Origin of the sequence: Amycolatopsis kentuckyensis (assembly GCF_041679295.1) — a bacterium.
Taxonomy (GTDB): domain Bacteria; phylum Actinomycetota; class Actinomycetes; order Mycobacteriales; family Pseudonocardiaceae; genus Amycolatopsis; species Amycolatopsis kentuckyensis_A.
In genome coordinates, this window is sequence record NZ_JBGDMD010000001.1 from 143,249 (window position 1) to 159,704 (window position 16,456).

Sequence of the window (16,456 nt, forward strand, 5' to 3'; positions counted from 1 at the left end):
GCGGGGCCGGACCCCCGGAGAGGGCGGGGGCCGCCTCCACCTCGAGAGGGAAGCGCCCAACTCCGCCACCTGCGAAGATCGGCTCGTGCGCATCCTCCGCCCCCTGACGAGCAAGGCGACCTACCGTCGCTGGGTCTACCTCGTTCTCGGCGGGGCCATCAGCGTCCCCTACCTGCTCTTCTCCGCCGTCGCCGTGCCTTCCGTGCTGCCCTTCGTCACCACCGCCGAGCAGGCCGTCCTCATTGGTGGCGCGATCACCCTGCTCGTCCTCGCCGGGACCGCCTTCCTGCCCGCCGTGCACGTCCTGGAATCCACCGCCGTCCGGGAACTGCTCGACGATCCCGTCCCCGACGCGCCCGCGAAACCGCGTAGCCGGCCTGGGCGGCGGCGGGCCGCCGGCATGTTCGTGCTGCACGTCGTCGCCGGGTTCGTCGTCAGCTTCTTCAGCCTCGCCGCGCCCGTTGCCGTCGGGGTCTCCGTCAACGCCGTCTTCACCGGGCACCTCTTCCAGACCGACGGCGGTGGCGAGGTCACCGTGGCGCGCGGCTGGCCCTCGGTGTGGCTGCCCGTCGTCTTCGCTCTCGCCTCGGTGCTGCTCGGTTACGCCGTCTGGGCGGTCGGCGGTGTCCTGCGCCGGGTTGCGGCGCGGCTGCTCGGGATCAGCGCCGCCGATCGGATCGCGCAGCTGGAACGGCGGACCGGGCAGCTCGCCGAACGCAACCGCCTGGCCCGCGAACTGCACAACTCGGTCGGGCACGCGCTGAGCGTCGTCACCCTCCAAGCAGGCGCCGCCCGGCGGACGCTGCGCACCGATCCGGACTTCACCGAACGCGCGCTCGGCGCCATCGAGGAGTCCGCCCGCACGGCCCTCGACGACCTCGACCACGTCCTCGGGCTGCTGCGCGACGAGGCGGCGGCCCGGACCCCGCAGCCGGCGCTGACCGAGCTGCCGACCCTCCTCGACACGACCCGGCTGGCCGGCACCGACGTCACCGCGTCGATCGTCGGCGACCTCGCCGCGGTGCCCGCCGTGGTGTCCCGCGAGGTCTACCGGATCCTGCAGGAATGCCTGACCAACGCGGTCCGGCACGCCGGTAGGGTCCCGGTGACGGTGGCCCTCGACGTCGCCGCGCACGGCCTGGTCGCCCGGGTCGCCAACCCGCTCGGGAGCGGCGCGGGGAGCGCCGGGGGCGGCCGCGGCGTGCGCGGGATGAGCGAGCGGGTCGCGGTGCTCGGCGGTCAGCTGTCGGCCGGGCGGGTGGACGAGCGGTGGGAGGTCGAGGTGCGGGTGCCGTGGGGGAGCTGAGCGTGCGCGTGCTGCTGGTCGACGACGAGCCGCTGATCCGCGCCGGGCTGCGGGCGATCGTCGAGAGCGAGCCCGGGCTGACCGTGGTCGGCGAAGCGGCCGACGGCGCCGAGGTGCCCGGCCTGGTGGCGCGGCTGCGCCCGGACGTCGTCCTGATGGACGTGCGGATGCCCGCGGTGGACGGGATCCGCGCCACCGCGCACCTGATGTCCACTGTGGACGCGCCGCCGGAGGTGATCGTGGTGACGACCTTCGAGAACGACGACTACGTGTACGACGCGCTGCTCGCGGGCGCGAGCGGATTCCTGCTCAAGCGGGCGCGGCCGGAGGAGATCGTGGCGGCGATCCGCACGGTGGTCGCGGGGGAGTCGTTGCTGTTCCCGGCGGCGATCCGCCGGCTGGCGGCGAACCGGGCCCCGTCCGGCGACGGCTTGGCGGGGGCCAACCTGACCGAGCGCGAACGCGAAGTGCTGCGGCTGATGGCCGGTGGACTGTCCAATGTGGAGATCGCGGGCGAGCTGTACCTGGGGATCCAGACGGTGAAGACCCACGTGGGCAACGTACTGGCGAAGCTCGGCGCACGCGACCGGACCCAGGCGGTGATCCGGGCCTACGACTCGGGGTTCGTGGCGCCCGCGGGCTGACGCGGGCACTATGGGCCGCATGACCCCGGTTGCCGCGTACGACGAGTTCGCCGAGGCCTACACGGCCGAAAACGAGTCAAGCCTGATGAACGCCTACTACGAACGGCCCGCGACCCTGGCCCTCGCCGGGGACGTCGCCGGGCGGCGGATCCTCGACGCCGGCTGCGGCTCGGGTCCGCTGTTCGCCGCGCTGCGCGAGCGGGGTGCCGTCGTGACCGGCTTCGACCAGAGTCCCGCGATGGTCGAGCACGCCCGGCGGCGGCTCGGCGCCGACGCGGACCTGCGGGTCGCCGACCTGGCCGACCCGCTGCCCTTCGCCGATGACGCGTTCGACGACGTCGTCGCGTCCCTGGTGTTGCACTACCTGCGGGATTGGGAGCCGACGCTCGCCGAGTTCCGCCGGGTGCTCAAGACCGGCGGCCGGCTCATCGCGTCCGTCAACCACCCCTTCATGAACAACCTGATCCACCGCCAGACCGGGCCCCGGCCCGACTACTTCGAGTCCTACACCTGGACCGACGAGTTCGAGCTGCACGGCCGAACCGCGCGGATGACGTTCTGGCACAAGCCGCTGCACGCGATGACCGACGCCTTCACCGCGGCCGGGTTCCGGATCTCCGTGATCAGCGAACCGCACCCGGTGCCGGAAGCGCGTGAGCTGTTCCCGGACGACTTCCACCTGCTCGACACCTTCCCGAGCTTCCTGTTCTTCGCGCTCGAGGCCGGCTAGGGCTACTGCTGGTGCGGCCCGCGCGGCGGTGGGTAACCCGGCGGAAATCCCTGCGGCGACGGCGGGAATCCCGGCTGCTGCCGGAAGTCCTGCTGCGCGGGGAAACCCTGCTGCGCGGGGAAACCCTGCTGCGCCGGGAAACCCTGCGGCGCGTAACCCGGCGGCGGCGCGAACCCGGGCACGGCCTGGGCGACCGGGCCGGCTCCCCGGCCGGCCCGGCGCCGGACGGCGACGACCAGCCGCCAGCCGCACGCGGCCGCGATCGCCGTGCCGATGCCGAAGGTGACCCACCGGCCGCCGCCCTTGAACGTCGCCGCGTCGTCGATCGCTTCCTGGCGCTTCTCTTCGTAGGTCTCGCTGGTCGTCAGGCCGTACTGCGTCCGGTCGCAGGTCTGCCCCGGCCGCATCTCTTCACTGCCGCACAGCACCTTGCCGCTCGGCTCCCCGGAACCGAACAGGCCGAGCGCCATAAACCCCAGGCCGAACAGCAGCCCGACCGACCACCAAACCACGCTTTTCACTGCGTTACCCCTCTGTGCCACCGGCAGTGCACAGGCAAAGTAACCCGTGCTCGGCGAGAGGGTGTGCCGAATCCGCCGGATTGGCCGCTTCAGGACACGTTCCGGTCGAGGTCGTCGAGGACGGCCTGGATCGCCGCGGCCATCGCCGCCGGGTCGCCGTCGTCCGGGCGCAGCACCAGATCAGGCGACGAAGGACGCTCGTAGGGCGCGTCGATACCGGTGAACCCGGTGATCTCCCCGGCCCGCGCCTTCGCGTACATCCCCTTCGGGTCGCGCGCCTCGCAGACCTCCAGTGGTGTGTCCACGAAGACCTCGACGAACGGCAGATCCCCGGAGATCGCGCGCGCCGAAGCGCGGTCCGACGCGTAAGGGCTGATCAGCGAGGCGACCGCGACCACGCCGGCGTCCGCGAAGAGCCGGGCCACCTCCGCCACCCGCCGCACGTTCTCGGCGCGGTCCGCGGGGCTGAAGCCGAGTCCCTTGTTCAGCCCGTGGCGCAGGTTGTCGCCGTCCAGGAGGTACGCCGGCCGGCCCGCCGCCACGAGACGGCGCTCCAGTTCCACCGCCACCGACGACTTGCCCGACGCCGACAGCCCGGTCAGCCACACCGTCGCGCCGCGGGTCGGGCGGTCCTCGCGGCGCACCGCCGCCGTGTGCCAGACGACCGGGGACGCGACCGCCCCGGTGATCATGCCCGCCGCGACCGTGTCGCCCGTGTGCTCGTCGACCAGCAGGAACCCGCCCGTGGCGCGGTTGCGGCGGTACGGGTCGAACAGCAGCGGCGCGCGCGTGCGCAGGCGGATCCGGCCGATGTCGTTCAACGACAGCGAATCCGCGGGTGAGCGGTGCAGCGTCGTCACGTCGAGGCGGTACTCCAGGCGCTCCACCGACCCCCGCGTCTCGGTGGTCGTGTGCCGGACGACGTAGGAACCACCCGGAGTCAGGGAAGACCGGGAGGAGAACCAGCACACCAGCGCGTCGACTTCGCGGGCCGACTCCGCGCGGTTGCCCGGGCGGCACAGCATCGCGCCCCGGCCCAGATCCAGGTCGCCGGCCAGCTCGACCGTGACCGCCTGCCCGGTGAAGGCTTCCGAAAGCGGTTTCCCGCCCGGTCCCCACACCGTGCGCACCCGCGAGGTGAAGCCCGACGGCAGCGCCACGACCTCGTCGCCCGGCTTGAACACACCGCCGGCGATGGTGCCCGCGTAGCCGCGGAAGTCCGCGCCGCGGATCACGTACTGCACCGGGAACCGCGCGTCGATCAGGTTCCGGTCGGAAGCGACGTGCACTTCTTCCAGCTGGTGCAGCAGCGAAGTCCCTTCGTACCAGGGCATGCTCGCACTGCGGTGGACGACGTTGTCGCCGTGCAGGGCCGAGACCGGCACGAACGTCAGGTCGGCGACGTCGAGCTTCATCGCGAACCGGCGGAAGTCCTCGCGGATTTCGTCGAACCGGTCCTGGGACCAGCCGACGAGGTCCATCTTGTTGACGCACACCACGAGGTGCCCGATGCCGAGCAGCGACGCGAGGAACGCGTGCCGCCGCGACTGCTCCAGCACGCCCTTGCGCGCGTCCACCAGGACCAGCGCCAGGTCGGCCGTCGACGCGCCGGTCACCATGTTCCGCGTGTACTGCAGGTGCCCCGGCGTGTCCGCGATGATGAACTTGCGCTTGGGCGTGGCGAAGTAGCGGTGGGCGACGTCGATGGTGATGCCCTGCTCGCGCTCGGCGCGCAGGCCGTCGGTGAGCAGCGCGAGGTCCGGGTAGTCCTCGCCCCGGTCGCGGCTGGCGCGTTCGACGGCGGCGAGCTGGTCGGTGAAGATCGCCTTCGAGTCGAACAGCAGCCGGCCGATCAACGTGGACTTCCCGTCGTCCACGCTCCCCGCCGTGGCGATCCGCAGCAGCTGCATCAGAAGTAGCCCTCCCGCTTGCGGTCTTCCATGCCTGCTTCGGAAATCCGGTCGTCGGCGCGGGTCGCGCCGCGTTCGGTGACGCGGGTGGCGGCCACCTCGGCGACCACTTCGGACGGTGTCGCCGCCGACGATTCGACGCAGCCGGTGCAGGTGGCGTCGCCGACGGTCCGGAAGCGCACGGTCGCCTCGTACGGTGTCTCGCCGCCCACAAGGGACAGGAACCGGGTGGCCGCCAGCAGCATCCCGTCTCGCTGGACGACCTCGCGGCGGTGCGCGTAGTACAGCGGTGGCAGCGCGATCCGTTCGTCCCGGATGTACTGCCAGATGTCCAGCTCGGTCCAGTTCGACAGCGGGAAGACGCGGATGTGCTCGCCGCGCCGGTGCCGCCCGTTGTAGAGGTTCCACAGCTCCGGGCGCTGGCCGCGCGGGTCCCACTGGCCGTGCTCGTCGCGGAAGCTGAACACGCGCTCCTTGGCGCGCGCCTTCTCCTCGTCGCGGCGGGCGCCGCCGAACACGGCGTCGAACCCGCCTTCGCGGATCGCGCGCAGCAGGGTGACGGTCTGCAGCCGGTTGCGGCTGGCTCCCGGGCCGGTCTCCTCGACGACGCGCCCGGCGTCGATGTCGTCCTGCACGCTCGCGACTTCGAGGCGCAGGTTCAGCGAGGCAACGGTCTCGTCGCGGAACCGGATGACCTCGTCGAAGTTGTGGCCGGTGTCGACGTGCAGCACCGGGAACGGCAGCGGCGCCGGCCAGAACGCCTTCGCGGCGGCGTGCAGCATCACCACCGAGTCCTTGCCGCCGGAAAACAGCAGCACCGGGCGTTCGAAGGTCGCCGCGACTTCGCGGAAGACGTGCACGGCCTCCGCTTCGAGCGCGGCCAGGTGGGACAGCTCATAGGCCACGGACACCGGAAAAAAGTAGAACATGTTCTTGTCATCGGTCAAGCGGTGCGGGACCCTGTGAGCATGGACCTGGTCGTACTCGAAGAGATCCGCCGGCTGAAGTACCGGTACCTGCGCGGGGTGGACCTGAAGCTGTGGGACGAGGTGGCCGACACGTTCACCGTCGACGCCACGGCCGACTACGGGACGCACGCCGTGGGCGGGGACGGGAAGAAGTTCGAGGGGCGCGACGCCATCCTCGAGTTCCTCACCAAGAGCCTCGGCAACGGCATCATCACCGTCCACCACGCAGGTCAGCCCGAGATCGAGGTCGACGGCGACACCGCGACCGGGCGGTGGTCGTTCACCGACAAGGTCATCGTCCCCGACCACAAGGTGATCATCGAAGGCGCCGCCTTCTACGAGGACACCTACCGCCGGGACGCCGACGGCGCCTGGCGGATGTCGCACATCGGGTACGTCCGGACCTACGAGTCGATGCTGTCCTGGGAGGGCAACCCCGGCTTCCGGCTGCTCGCGAACCGCTGGGCCGTTCCGGCATGATCGAGAACGAGTTCTCGTTGACCCGGCCGTTCGCGGACGCGATCGCCGAGGCCGAGAAGCTGATCGCCGAAGCGCCGCCGGCGCAGACCGAGCAGGGCCTGCTGGAGGGCTACGACTACCTCGCCGGGAGCATCCGCGCGTCGCTGCAGATGGCCTGGGCCTACCAGCGCGACTTCCCGTACTTCACGGCGTCCACCGGGCCGTACACGAAGATGGGCCTGGACAACCCGGACACGCTCTACTTCAACGCGAACATCCGCGCCGACCGCGAGTACCTCGTCACCGGTGTCCGCGGGACCACCGCCGACCTGAGCTTCCAGATCCTCAACGGCGACTACTCGCCGGTGGTGGTCCCCGACAGCCTGGCCGCGTTCGACGACCGGGCCATCGAAATCGGCGAAGACGGCCGGTTCGAGCTGCGGTTCGGCCCGGCTCGCGAGAACCCGGGGCCGAACTACTTCGTCCTCGGCGAGGGCTCGTCGATGCTCGTCGTCCGCGAGGTCCACAGCGACTGGGCGACCGAGAAGCGCGGCGAAATCCGCATCCGGTGCGTCGACACGGCGGGCCAGGCGCCGCCGGTGCCGGACCGCTCCGCGCTGGCCAAGCGCTACGGCGTCACCGGCAAGATCCTGCTGAGCCGGCTGAAGACCTTCCTGGCGTTCCCGAAGTGGTTCTACGACAACCTGCCGGTGAACACGATGACCGAGCCGCGGTCGACGCCGGGCGGGCTGACCACGCAGTTCTCCTCGGCCGGGCACTACGAGCTGGACGACGAAGAGGCGATGATCGTCACGGTGCCGCGGTGCGCGGACGCGCCGTACCAGGGCATCCAGCTCGGCAGCCTCTGGTACGTCTCGCTCGACTACATCAACCACCAGACGAGCCTCACCGCCGACCAGGCCCGCGTCGACCCGGACGGCAGGATCCGGTTCGTGATCAGCGAACGCGACCCCGGCGTGGCGAACTGGCTGGAGCGCACGGGCCACGACCGCGGGTACGTCCAGATCCGCTGGCAGCGGCTCGCGCGGGACCTCGGCCCGGACGACGGCCCGGTCGTCGAGGTCGTCAAGGTGGACGAGCTGCCGGACCGGCTGCCCTTCCACGAGCAAGCGCGCGTGACGCCGGCCGAGTGGTCGGCGCGGATCGCGGCCCGGCAGGACGCCGTCGCCGCCCGGATGCTGGGGTGAGCGTGGCGGACCTGTTGCGGGACAAGGTGGTCGTCGTCTCCGGCATCGGGCCGGGGCTCGGCCGGTCGATCGCGGTGCGCAGCGCGGAGGCGGGCGCGGACGTCGTGCTCGCCGCCCGCACCGAGTCGCGGCTCACCGAAGTCGCGAAGGAGGTCACGGACCTCGGGCGCCGCGCCGTCGCGGTCCGGACCGACATCGACGACGCCGGCTCGGCCGCGAACCTGGTGAACGAGGCGCTCGAAGCGTTCGGCCGGGTGGACGCGGTGGTGCACAACGCCTTCGCCGTCCCGCCGCTGACCGATCTGGCCACAGTGGACCTCGACGCCGTCCGCGCCGGGTTCGAAACGGCCGGGATCTCGGTGCTGCGGCTGACCCGGTTGTTCCTGCCCGCGCTCAAGGAGAGCAAGGGCTCGCTGGTGATGATCAACTCGGCGGTGCTGCGGCATTCACGGCGCACGTTCGGCGCGTACAAGATGGCGAAGTCGGCGCTGCTGTCGCTTTCGCAGAGCCTCGCCAGCGAACTCGGGCCGGACGGGATCCGCGTCAACACCGTCGCGCCCGGCTACATCTGGGCGCCGAACCTCAAGTGGTACTTCAGCTACCTCGCCAAGGAACGCGGCATCACGCCCGAAGAGGTGTACGCCGAGACGGCGTCCACAATAGACCTGCGCAAGCTGCCGGAACCGGACGAGATCGCCGACGCCGTGGTGTTCCTCGCCTCGCCGATGGCGCGGGCGATCACCGGGCAGTGCCTCGACGTCAACGCCGGCGAGTACCACCACTAGGAGGTTTCATGCGTCCCGGCCGGGAAGACGTCGGCACCGTCGAGGACCTGCACGCGTCGGCCACCAAGCTCACCGGCCTTGACGACTTCGGTTCGGACGAGTACGTCGAGGGCCTGCGCGTGCTGCTGGAGTCGTACGAGGCGGACGAGGACCTCACGCCGTACGGCAACAAGGTGCACCGGGCGTTCCTGCGCGGCGCGCTCGTGGCGCGGCTGCTCAGCGAGGCGGGCTGGAAGCAGCACCCGGAGTCGGCTTCGGTGGCGATCGAGCGGCCGATCTTCGTGACCGGCCTGCCGCGCACCGGTACGACCGCGCTGCACCGGCTGCTCGCCGAGGACCCGGGGCACCAGGGCCTCGAAGTGTGGCTCGCCGAGGTCCCGCAGCCGCGCCCGCCGCGCGAGACGTGGGCGGACAACCCGGTCTACCAAGGGATCCAGGCCGGCTACGAGCGCCACCACGTCGAGCACCCGGAGTTCATGGGCGTGCACCACATGTCCGCCGACCAGGTGGAGGAGTGCTGGCAGCTGCTGCGCCAGTCGATGCGGTCGATCTCCTTCGAGTGCCTGGCGCACGTGCCGCGGTACTCGCGCTGGCTCGCGAAGCAGGACTGGACGGACGCGTACGCCCGGCACCGGCGCAACCTGCAGCTCATCGGGCTGCCGGACGCGGGCAAGCGGTGGGTGCTCAAGAACCCGAGCCACCTGTTCGCGCTGGACGCGCTGATGGCGGCGTACCCGGACGCGCTGGTGATCCAGACCCACCGCGCGCCCAGCACGATCATGGGCTCGATGTGCAGCCTTGCGGAGAAGGCGGCCGAGGGCTGGTCCACGAAGTTCCGCGGCGAGGTCATCGGCCGTTCCCAGCTGGACCTGTGGGCGCGCGGCGCGGAGGAGTTCCGCGCGGCGCGGGGGAAGTACGACGAGGCCCAGTTCTGCGACGTGGCGTACGAGGACTTCGTCGCCGACCCGATCGGCACGGTGTCCACTGTGTACGACCACTTCGGACTGTCCTTGACGGACGGCGCTCGTGAGGCGATGACCATGTTGCACTCGGAAAGCCGGTCGGGGGACCGGAAGCCGGTGCACCGCTACCGCCTGGAGGACTTCGGGTTGACGGCGGAGGAGGTCGACGAGCGGTTCAGCTCGTCGTGATCAGCTCGACCACCTCGGCCATCGACGGCCCGGCCGCCATCTCGGCGGCCAGTTCCTTCGCCCGGTCGCGGTAGCGCGGGTCGTCCAAGACGGCGCGGACGTCCCGCCGCAGTACCTTCGGCGAAGCCGAGCTCCGGGCGCGGCCGATCCCGGCGCCGGACCAGGTGACCCGGGCGGCGACCTCGCGCTTGTCCTCGCTCGCGCCGACCACGACCAGCGGCACGCCGTAGCGGAGGGCGTGGTTGACGCCGCCGTACCCGCCGTTCGTGACCACCGCGGCGCAGCGGGGGAGCAGGTCGTCGTAGGGCAGGAAACCGGCGACGCGGACGTTGGCCGGCAGCGGGCCCGGCCGCAGCGTGCCGCCGCACGTCGTCACGACGACCAGCACGTTTTCGCCGGCCAGCGCGTCGATCGCCGGTTCGACGAGCCGGCTCAGGTCGTCGTTCGCCACCGTTCCCTGGGTCACGTGCACGATCGGCCGGGAGCCGTCGAGGTCGGCCCACCACGGCGGCAGCGGGTGCTCGTTCGCGGCGCTGACCGTCGTCGGGCCGATGAAGTGCAGGGGCGCGTTCGGGCGCGGGTATTCGAAGCCCGGGCAGGTCATCTGCAGGACGCCGTCGCTGTGCAGCGGCCAGTTCGCGAAGAGCATGCCGGGGTCCTCGCCCAGCACTTCGCGGGCCCGTCGCTGCGCCGGGCCGAGCACCCACGGCGCCAGCACCTTCAGGAACGCGCTGTTCGGGCCGCTCGGCACCGGGGGCATGAACGGCAGGAACCCGAGCACCAGCACGCGTGGCCGCCGCTCGCGGCGGACCAGCGCGAGGCCGGCCATGAAGAGCGGGTCGCACAGCACGACGTCGACGTCGAGGTCCAGGACGCTGAGCTGGGCGGGCAGCGCGCTCACGAAGTTCGCCAGGTCGAACCGGGCGAGCCGCAGCCCGCGTTTCCCGGCGCGGCCGGGGATCGAACCGTCGAGGTCGGTCTCGTCGAAGTCGGCTTCCGGCGGCAGGAGTCGCACGGTGGCTTTCCCGAAGGCCGCCCGGTAGCGCTCGCCGGTGACGACGGTGACGTCGTGGCCTTCGGCGAGCAGGGCTTCGACGATCGGCTTGGTCGGGCCGACGTGGCCGCGAGCGGGCTGGACGCAGACGAGTACGCGGGTCATGGTTCCCCCTTGATTGACCGATACGCTGTACTATCCAATTGATGACGATACCCGAACGACGGAGCTACTCGTCACCGGTGCGCGCGGAGCGAGCCCGGCAGACTCGCGCCCACGTGGTCACGACGGCGGGGCGGCTGTTCGCCGAGCGCGGGTACGCCGGCACGAGCATGCGGCAGATCGCGGCCGCGGCCGGGGTGAGCCTGGAGACGGTCACGCAGACCGGGCGCAAGGCGGACCTGCTGCTGGCCGCGTTCCGGGACGGCTTCGCGGGCAACCCGGACGCGGTGAACCTGGACCGGCTGGTGGGGCGCGGCACGCTGGAAGAGCTGCCGGAGATGGTCGCGCGGCTGGCTTCGGGCGTCCGCCGGTCGCTGCCGATCTGGCGCGCGTTCACGACGGCGGCGATGGCCGACCCCGCGGTGGCGGCGGTCCGCGCGGAGCTGGCGGTGGCCCGCCGCGCGGAGATCAAGGAGCGGTTGACGGAGGCCGGGGTGCCGGCGTCCGACCGGCTGGCCGACGCGATCGGGTTGCTGACGTCGCACGAGGCTTACGACCACTTGACCGGGATGTGCGGCTGGCCGCACGACGACTACGTGACGTGGGCGACCGAGGCGATCCAGGCCGAGCTGCGGCAGACTCGCTAACCGGCAGCCGCCTGGAGGCCGCGCGTTCCTATTCCCCGCAGCACTTCCACCCGGTCCGCGCCCGGCCGGCTCAGTACCCAGCTCGACCCCGGCACCGCCTTCGCGCGCTTCTTCAACGGCGCCAGCAGCCGGGAAACCTCCTGGTACGAGCGGATCGACCCGCTCGCGCACACCAGCGTCGCCAGGGACACCGTCACCGGCATCCCGTCCGCCGCCCAGTGGCGGTCCAGCAGCGCTCCCGCCACCGTCGCGATCTCGTCGACGTCGCAGACCACCAGGAAGTCGTCGCCGCCCACGTGGCTCACCCGCATCCGCCGCAGCTGCCCGGCCAGCGCCGTCAGCGCGCCGCCCAGTTCGCGGATCAGGTCGTCGCCCGCCGCGAAGCCCGCCGTGTCGTTGACCGCCTTGAACGCGTCGATGTCCAGCCACGCCGCCACGAACGGCTCGCCGATCGTGATCCGGCGGGCGACGTCGCGGGCCACCGTGTCGCTGCCCGGCAGCCGGGTCAGCGGGTTCAGCGCCGCCGCGGCCTCGACCTTCGCCTCGGCCACCCCGCGGACCACCTCGGTCACCAGCACCACGCCGAGGCAGCGGCCGACCTCGTCGACCACCACGACGTCGTCGCCGGTGCGGCCCCAGTCGGCGTCGGTGACCAGCTCGAGGAACTCCATCGCGCCCGCGCGGGCCTCGATCGTGTGCGGGGTGTCCGCCAGCCGCGCCGCCGGGCGCTTCGCGTGCAGCGCGTGCCCGTACGGGCCGGTGACCGCGACCAGGAACCGCGTCCGGTCGACCGACCAGCGCGGCCGGTTCAGCTCGTCGACGCCGACGACGCCCGAGGGCGCGTCGGCCGCCGCCAGGACCTCGCGGACCTCGTCGCAGGTCGCGGACTCCGGCAGCGTCGTGGCCGGCCGGAGGAAGTCGCCGACGCACTGCGCCGGACCCGGCGCGCGCGGGGTCTGCTGCGGCCGCGTGAGCAGCGCCGGGGCGGGGCCGGCGGCGGTCGGCGGGGCCAGCAGGTTGCCCTGCGCGATCCGGACGCCGAGGCCGCGGACGGCGTCGAGCTGCGCGTCGGTCTCCACGCCGGTCGCGACCAGCCGCGTGCCGGTGCGGTTGGTGTAGTGCAGCAGCGCCTCGACGACGGCGACCGACGCCTGGTCGTCCGGCAGTCCGCGCAGCACCGTGCGGTCGAGCTTGACCAGGTCGACGGGCGCGTCGACGAGCAGGCCGAGCGGCAGGTCGCCGCGGCCGAGGCCGTCGAGCGCGAGCCGGAAGCCGAGCTCGGTGAGCGCGCGCATCCCGGCCAGCGCGCGGTCGGCGGGCAGCGGCGCGAACGGCGGCCCGATCTCGAGGACGACGTCGCGGGTGCGGCGCCCGGCGTTCCCGAGCTCGGCCAGGAGGTCGTCGTACATCGCCGCCGGCGCCGCGAGGGTGCGCGCGGAGAGGTTGAGGTGCAGGGGGAGCGCCGTCTCGTCCTGCCGGACGGCGGCGATCGCCAGGCCCAGGTCGACCTCGGCGAGGCGGCCTTCGCGGCGCGCCTGGGTGAGCAGCTCGGGGACGGTGCCCTGGCCCGGCCTGGCCAGCGCTTCGTGAGCCACGACGCCCCCCGTGTGGAGGCTGTACAGCGGCTGGAAGGCGAAGCGGACCGCGCGTGGCGACTTCACGTCCCGATCGTCGCGGGTCCGGCCGCGAAACGAAACGGATGTCGACTGATGTTCACCACCGTTACCCACATCGGAGTAACGCAGCGTGACGTCCGCCACTTGTTCACTCTTGACTTATATAAGTGGCTGCTTGTAGTTTGACGACGTGCACGCGTTCGACGTCCTCGGCGACCCGGTCCGCCGCCGGATCCTCGAGCTGCTGGCCGACGGCGAGCGGGCGGCCGGCTCGGTGACCGAGGTGATCCGGGCCGAGTTCGGCATCTCGCAACCGGCGGTGTCGCAGCACCTGAAAGTGTTGCGGGACAACGGCTTCGCGGTCGTCCGCCAGGACGGCACGCGGCGGCTGTACGCGGTCGGGCACGACCCGCTGCGCGACGTCGACGCCTGGCTGGACCGGTTCCGCCGGTACTGGACCCCGCCGCTCGACGCACTGGCCACCGAAATCGCCCGCGGCAAACGCGCCCGGCGACGCATCGAAGAAGGAGAAGGTTCGTGATCGAGGTCAGCCACCAGATCAGCGCCGTCCGCCGGACGGTCGGCCGCCGCGCGCTCGAAGCGGGGGAGGCGCGCGTGATGACCATCAGCCAGGTCTACGACACCGACGTCGACGACATGTGGGACGCCTGCACGAACGCCGAGCGTATCCCGCGCTGGTTCCTGCCGGTCACCGGCGAGCTCAAGCTCGGCGGCAAGTACCAGCTGGAGGGCAACGCGGGCGGCACGGTCGAGCGCTGCGACCCGCCGAAGAGCTTCACCGCGACGTGGGAGATGCACGGCGGGATCAGCTGGATCGAGGTCCGGCTCACCCCCGAGGGCTCGGGCACGCGCTTCGAGCTGGAGCACACGGCCCACGTCGACGACCACTGGGAGCAGTTCGGCCCGGGCGCGGTCGGCGTCGGCTGGGACATGGCGCTGACCGCGCTGGTCCGCCACCTGGCCGCCGATCCGGGGTACGTGGTCGACCCGGCCGAGGCGATGGCGTGGATGGCGTCCCCGGAGGGAATCGGGTTCGTGACGGCGGCGAACGAGGCCTGGTACGAGGCCCACGTCGCCGGCGGGGAGGACCAGGCGACGGCCCGCGCCCAGGCCGATCGCTGCCTGGCCGCCTACACGGCCCAGCCGGAGGGTTAACGCTCGCCGGCCTTGACCGCCGTCAAGGTGATCACCGCGTCGGCCGGGACTTCGGTGCCCGCGGCCGGGTCCTGGCCCGTCTGGACCCAGTTGCGGTCGACCACCAGCGCCCGGCCCTGGCCGGTGCCGTCGACCTCGCGCAGGTTGTAGAGGCCGGCGCGCTGCATCGTGTCCTGGGCGTCCTGGTGGTTCATGCCGGAGACATCCGGGACCTTGATCAGCTTCGCCGAGGTCGCCGACGGCTCGGGCGCCGAAGTCGCGCCGGGCGCGGCCGGTGAGCCGCCGCAGGCGACCAGGACGAACGAGAGTGCTGCCAGCGTGGTGACCATCGCTCGGGACATGCCTGCGGGGTACCCACGCGCCTGCCCGCCGTTCGGGTGAAGCCGGATAAGGTCGGGCGCATGGATCAGGGCAGTGAGCAGACCGACCCGCGGGTGGTGCGGCGGGATCCCGTCGCGAACGCCGGCGGGTTCACCGACCTGGCGACCAGCCCGTTCCGGATCGACCGCGACCGCATCGCCGCCTCGCCGTTCTTCGCCCGTCTCGGCGGGGTGACGCAGGTGGTCAGCGCCGGCGGGGCCGGGCTGCTGCACAACCGGCTGACCCACAGCCTGAAGGTCGCGCAGGTCGCCCGCGCCATCGCCGAGCGGATCACCACCGGCCCCGACGCCGGCCTGGCCGACAAGCTGGGCGGCTGCGACCCCGACGTCGCCGAGGCCGCCGCGCTCGCGCACGACCTCGGGCACCCGCCGTTCGGGCACCTCGGCGAGCAGACGCTCGACCGCATCGCCCGGCACCGCTTCGGCCTGGCCGACGGCTTCGAGGGCAACGCGCAGACGTTCCGCATCATCACCACGACCGACGTGCGCGGGCCGTCGGCGATCGGGCTCGACCTCACCACGGCGGTGCGCGCCGCCGTCCTCAAGTACCCGTGGCTGCGGCTGCACCACCCGGCGCCGCACCCGTCCGCGATGGCCGTCCCGCCGCGCGGGGCCGGCGAGCCCGAGGACCTGCCCGGCACCGGCGCGGCCAAGTTCTCCGCCTACGCCACCGAACTCGACGACTTCGAGCAGGCGCGCGCGGCGTTCGCGGGGCGCGTCGAAGGCTGGCAACAGACGGTCGAAGCGTCCGTGATGGACACCGCCGACGACATCGCCTACGCCATCCACGACCTGCAGGACTTCCACCGCATCGGCGTCCTGCAGCACGCGCCGGTGGCGGCGGAGCTGGGGGAGTGGCTCGAGCACGCGGGCGAGCTGGCCACGCTCGACGACGAGACGCTGCACGCCGAACTGCGCCGCCCGGGCCGTTCGCTCGAGCGCGTCCGCCGCCGCATGCACGTCAAGGACGCGTGGATCGTCGACGACGACGCGTTCGCCGCGGCCGTCGCGCGGGTGCGCGCGGAGCTGGTCGACGGCTTGCTCGCCGGGGAGTTCGACGGCTCGATCGAGGCCGAGCAGGCGACGGCGGCGTTCTCCGCGAACTGGACCGCCCGCCTGGTCGACGGCGTGTTCGTGCTCGCGGACCCGTCCACCCGCGCCGGCCACGTCTCGCTGCGGCCCGCGCAGTGGCACGAGGTCCAGGTGCTCAAGTTCGTGCACCGCCGGTTCGTGCTGCTGCGCCCGGACCTCGCGCTGCACCAGCGCGGCCAGGCCGGGCTGGTGACCAGCCTGGTCGACGCGCTCGACGCGTGGCTGTCGGACCGCGACGAGGTTTCGCGGCTGCCGCGGCGGTTGCACGACCTGGTCGAGCTGGCGCACGCGGAGTACACGGGGCTGGCGCGCACGGCCCCGGAGCTGCTCATCGGGGCGACCGGGGAGCCGGTGTCCGGGCCGGACGCCGTGCGCGGCCTGGCGCGGGGCCGCGCGGTCGTGGACTTCGTGGCTTCGCTGACCGACAAGCAGGCGGTGACCCTTTTGGACGCGCTGTCGGGCCGGGCCTCGCAGCCGTGGTCGGACTCGTTCGTGCTCTGATCGACGGCTGTCCGGTTCTTGTCCGATCCGGCGATCCCGTGCAGTGAAACCGCTTGACGCGGCTGGTCCGTTTCGTTCGCCCTGTAACGGTTGTGCGGTTCCGCTGAACGGCCTACGACTTACGGTCCATTCAGGAAATTCTCCATCCGATGTCACTCGAACGGCCGCTGCTCACCGGGAACTCACAGTACTTAGCTGGAACTTGC

17 protein-coding genes are annotated in these 16,456 nt (G+C 72.1%); 11 read left to right on the forward strand and 6 right to left on the reverse strand.

Features of this window, described 5'->3' with window-relative positions:
* The first annotated feature begins 85 nt into the window (after positions 1–85).
* From ACERZO_RS00730 to ACERZO_RS00740, 3 genes are read left to right on the forward strand one after another with little or no spacing between them, the layout of a single operon-like run.
* Complete coding sequence (locus ACERZO_RS00730) at positions 86–1,306, forward strand: sensor histidine kinase (protein ID WP_372660083.1); 1,221 nt, start codon at positions 86–88, stop codon at positions 1,304–1,306.
* On the forward strand, positions 1,303–1,950 hold the full coding sequence (locus ACERZO_RS00735; RefSeq protein ID WP_372662860.1) for a response regulator: 648 nt from the start codon (positions 1,303–1,305) through the stop codon (positions 1,948–1,950). The genes ACERZO_RS00730 and ACERZO_RS00735 overlap by 4 nt, the downstream gene beginning before the upstream one ends.
* A gap of 19 nt (positions 1,951–1,969) precedes the next feature.
* On the forward strand, positions 1,970–2,680 hold the full coding sequence (locus ACERZO_RS00740) for a class I SAM-dependent methyltransferase (protein WP_372660085.1): 711 nt from the start codon (positions 1,970–1,972) through the stop codon (positions 2,678–2,680).
* A gap of 2 nt (positions 2,681–2,682) precedes the next feature.
* On the opposite strand, the gene ACERZO_RS00745 is transcribed toward ACERZO_RS00740, so the two are convergent.
* The 3 genes from ACERZO_RS00745 to cysD form a co-directional block, all read right to left on the reverse strand.
* On the reverse strand, positions 2,683–3,201 hold the full coding sequence (locus ACERZO_RS00745) for a hypothetical protein (RefSeq protein WP_372660087.1): 519 nt from the start codon (positions 3,199–3,201) through the stop codon (positions 2,683–2,685).
* Positions 3,202–3,290: 89 nt separating this feature from the next.
* Positions 3,291–5,111 carry an adenylyl-sulfate kinase gene (cysC, locus tag ACERZO_RS00750; RefSeq protein WP_372660089.1) on the reverse strand — a complete coding sequence of 607 codons (1,821 nt, stop codon included), beginning with the start codon at positions 5,109–5,111 and terminating at the stop codon, positions 3,291–3,293.
* Positions 5,111–6,040, reverse strand: a complete 930-nt coding sequence (cysD, locus tag ACERZO_RS00755) for a sulfate adenylyltransferase subunit CysD (RefSeq protein ID WP_372662863.1) — start codon at positions 6,038–6,040, stop codon at positions 5,111–5,113. Before cysD ends, cysC begins: the two co-directional genes overlap by 1 nt.
* 39 nt (positions 6,041–6,079) lie before the next feature.
* Here cysD and ACERZO_RS00760 point away from each other — a divergent pair, with 39 nt between their 5' ends.
* The 4 genes from ACERZO_RS00760 to ACERZO_RS00775 are packed head-to-tail and all read left to right on the forward strand — an operon-like array spanning position 6,080 to position 9,682.
* Positions 6,080–6,559 carry a nuclear transport factor 2 family protein gene (locus tag ACERZO_RS00760; RefSeq protein WP_169734929.1) on the forward strand — a complete coding sequence of 160 codons (480 nt, stop codon included), beginning with the start codon at positions 6,080–6,082 and terminating at the stop codon, positions 6,557–6,559.
* Positions 6,556–7,746 carry a hypothetical protein gene (locus ACERZO_RS00765; protein WP_372660091.1) on the forward strand — a complete coding sequence of 397 codons (1,191 nt, stop codon included), beginning with the start codon at positions 6,556–6,558 and terminating at the stop codon, positions 7,744–7,746. The genes ACERZO_RS00760 and ACERZO_RS00765 overlap by 4 nt, the downstream gene beginning before the upstream one ends.
* A 2-nt stretch (positions 7,747–7,748) precedes the next feature.
* The gene (locus ACERZO_RS00770; protein WP_372662866.1) at positions 7,749–8,531 is read left to right on the forward strand and encodes an SDR family oxidoreductase; all 783 of its coding nucleotides are present in this window, start codon (positions 7,749–7,751) and stop codon (positions 8,529–8,531) included.
* An 8-nt stretch (positions 8,532–8,539) separates the two neighbouring features.
* Entirely contained in the window at positions 8,540–9,682 is a 1,143-nt protein-coding gene (locus ACERZO_RS00775; RefSeq protein WP_372660093.1) for a sulfotransferase family protein, read from the forward strand.
* On the opposite strand, the gene ACERZO_RS00780 is transcribed toward ACERZO_RS00775, so the two are convergent.
* Positions 9,669–10,841, reverse strand: a complete 1,173-nt coding sequence (locus ACERZO_RS00780; protein ID WP_372660094.1) for a glycosyltransferase — start codon at positions 10,839–10,841, stop codon at positions 9,669–9,671. The two genes, ACERZO_RS00775 and ACERZO_RS00780, sit on opposite strands and share 14 nt — an antisense overlap.
* Positions 10,842–10,882: 41 nt before the next feature.
* On the opposite strand from ACERZO_RS00780, the gene ACERZO_RS00785 reads away from it, so the two are divergent.
* On the forward strand, positions 10,883–11,485 hold the full coding sequence (locus tag ACERZO_RS00785; protein WP_372660096.1) for a TetR/AcrR family transcriptional regulator: 603 nt from the start codon (positions 10,883–10,885) through the stop codon (positions 11,483–11,485).
* Here the strand turns inward: ACERZO_RS00785 and ACERZO_RS00790 are convergent.
* A complete protein-coding gene (locus tag ACERZO_RS00790; protein WP_372660097.1) occupies positions 11,482–13,146 on the reverse strand; it encodes a GGDEF domain-containing protein in 1,665 nt (554 codons plus the stop codon). The two genes, ACERZO_RS00785 and ACERZO_RS00790, sit on opposite strands and share 4 nt — an antisense overlap.
* Before the next feature lie 145 nt (positions 13,147–13,291).
* On the opposite strand from ACERZO_RS00790, the gene ACERZO_RS00795 reads away from it, so the two are divergent.
* Both ACERZO_RS00795 and ACERZO_RS00800 read left to right on the forward strand, forming a co-directional pair.
* Positions 13,292–13,642: an ArsR/SmtB family transcription factor gene (locus ACERZO_RS00795; RefSeq protein ID WP_372660099.1), complete on the forward strand. Its 351-nt coding sequence runs from the start codon at positions 13,292–13,294 to the stop codon at positions 13,640–13,642.
* A complete protein-coding gene (locus ACERZO_RS00800; RefSeq protein WP_372660101.1) occupies positions 13,639–14,277 on the forward strand; it encodes an SRPBCC family protein in 639 nt (212 codons plus the stop codon). Before ACERZO_RS00795 ends, ACERZO_RS00800 begins: the two co-directional genes overlap by 4 nt.
* On the opposite strand, the gene ACERZO_RS00805 is transcribed toward ACERZO_RS00800, so the two are convergent.
* The gene (locus ACERZO_RS00805; protein WP_372660103.1) at positions 14,274–14,618 is read right to left on the reverse strand and encodes a PASTA domain-containing protein; all 345 of its coding nucleotides are present in this window, start codon (positions 14,616–14,618) and stop codon (positions 14,274–14,276) included. The genes ACERZO_RS00800 and ACERZO_RS00805 overlap by 4 nt on opposite strands.
* Before the next feature lie 60 nt (positions 14,619–14,678).
* Here ACERZO_RS00805 and ACERZO_RS00810 point away from each other — a divergent pair, with 60 nt between their 5' ends.
* Complete coding sequence (locus tag ACERZO_RS00810; RefSeq protein ID WP_372660105.1) at positions 14,679–16,250, forward strand: deoxyguanosinetriphosphate triphosphohydrolase family protein; 1,572 nt, start codon at positions 14,679–14,681, stop codon at positions 16,248–16,250.
* The last annotated feature ends 206 nt before the right edge of the window (positions 16,251–16,456 follow it).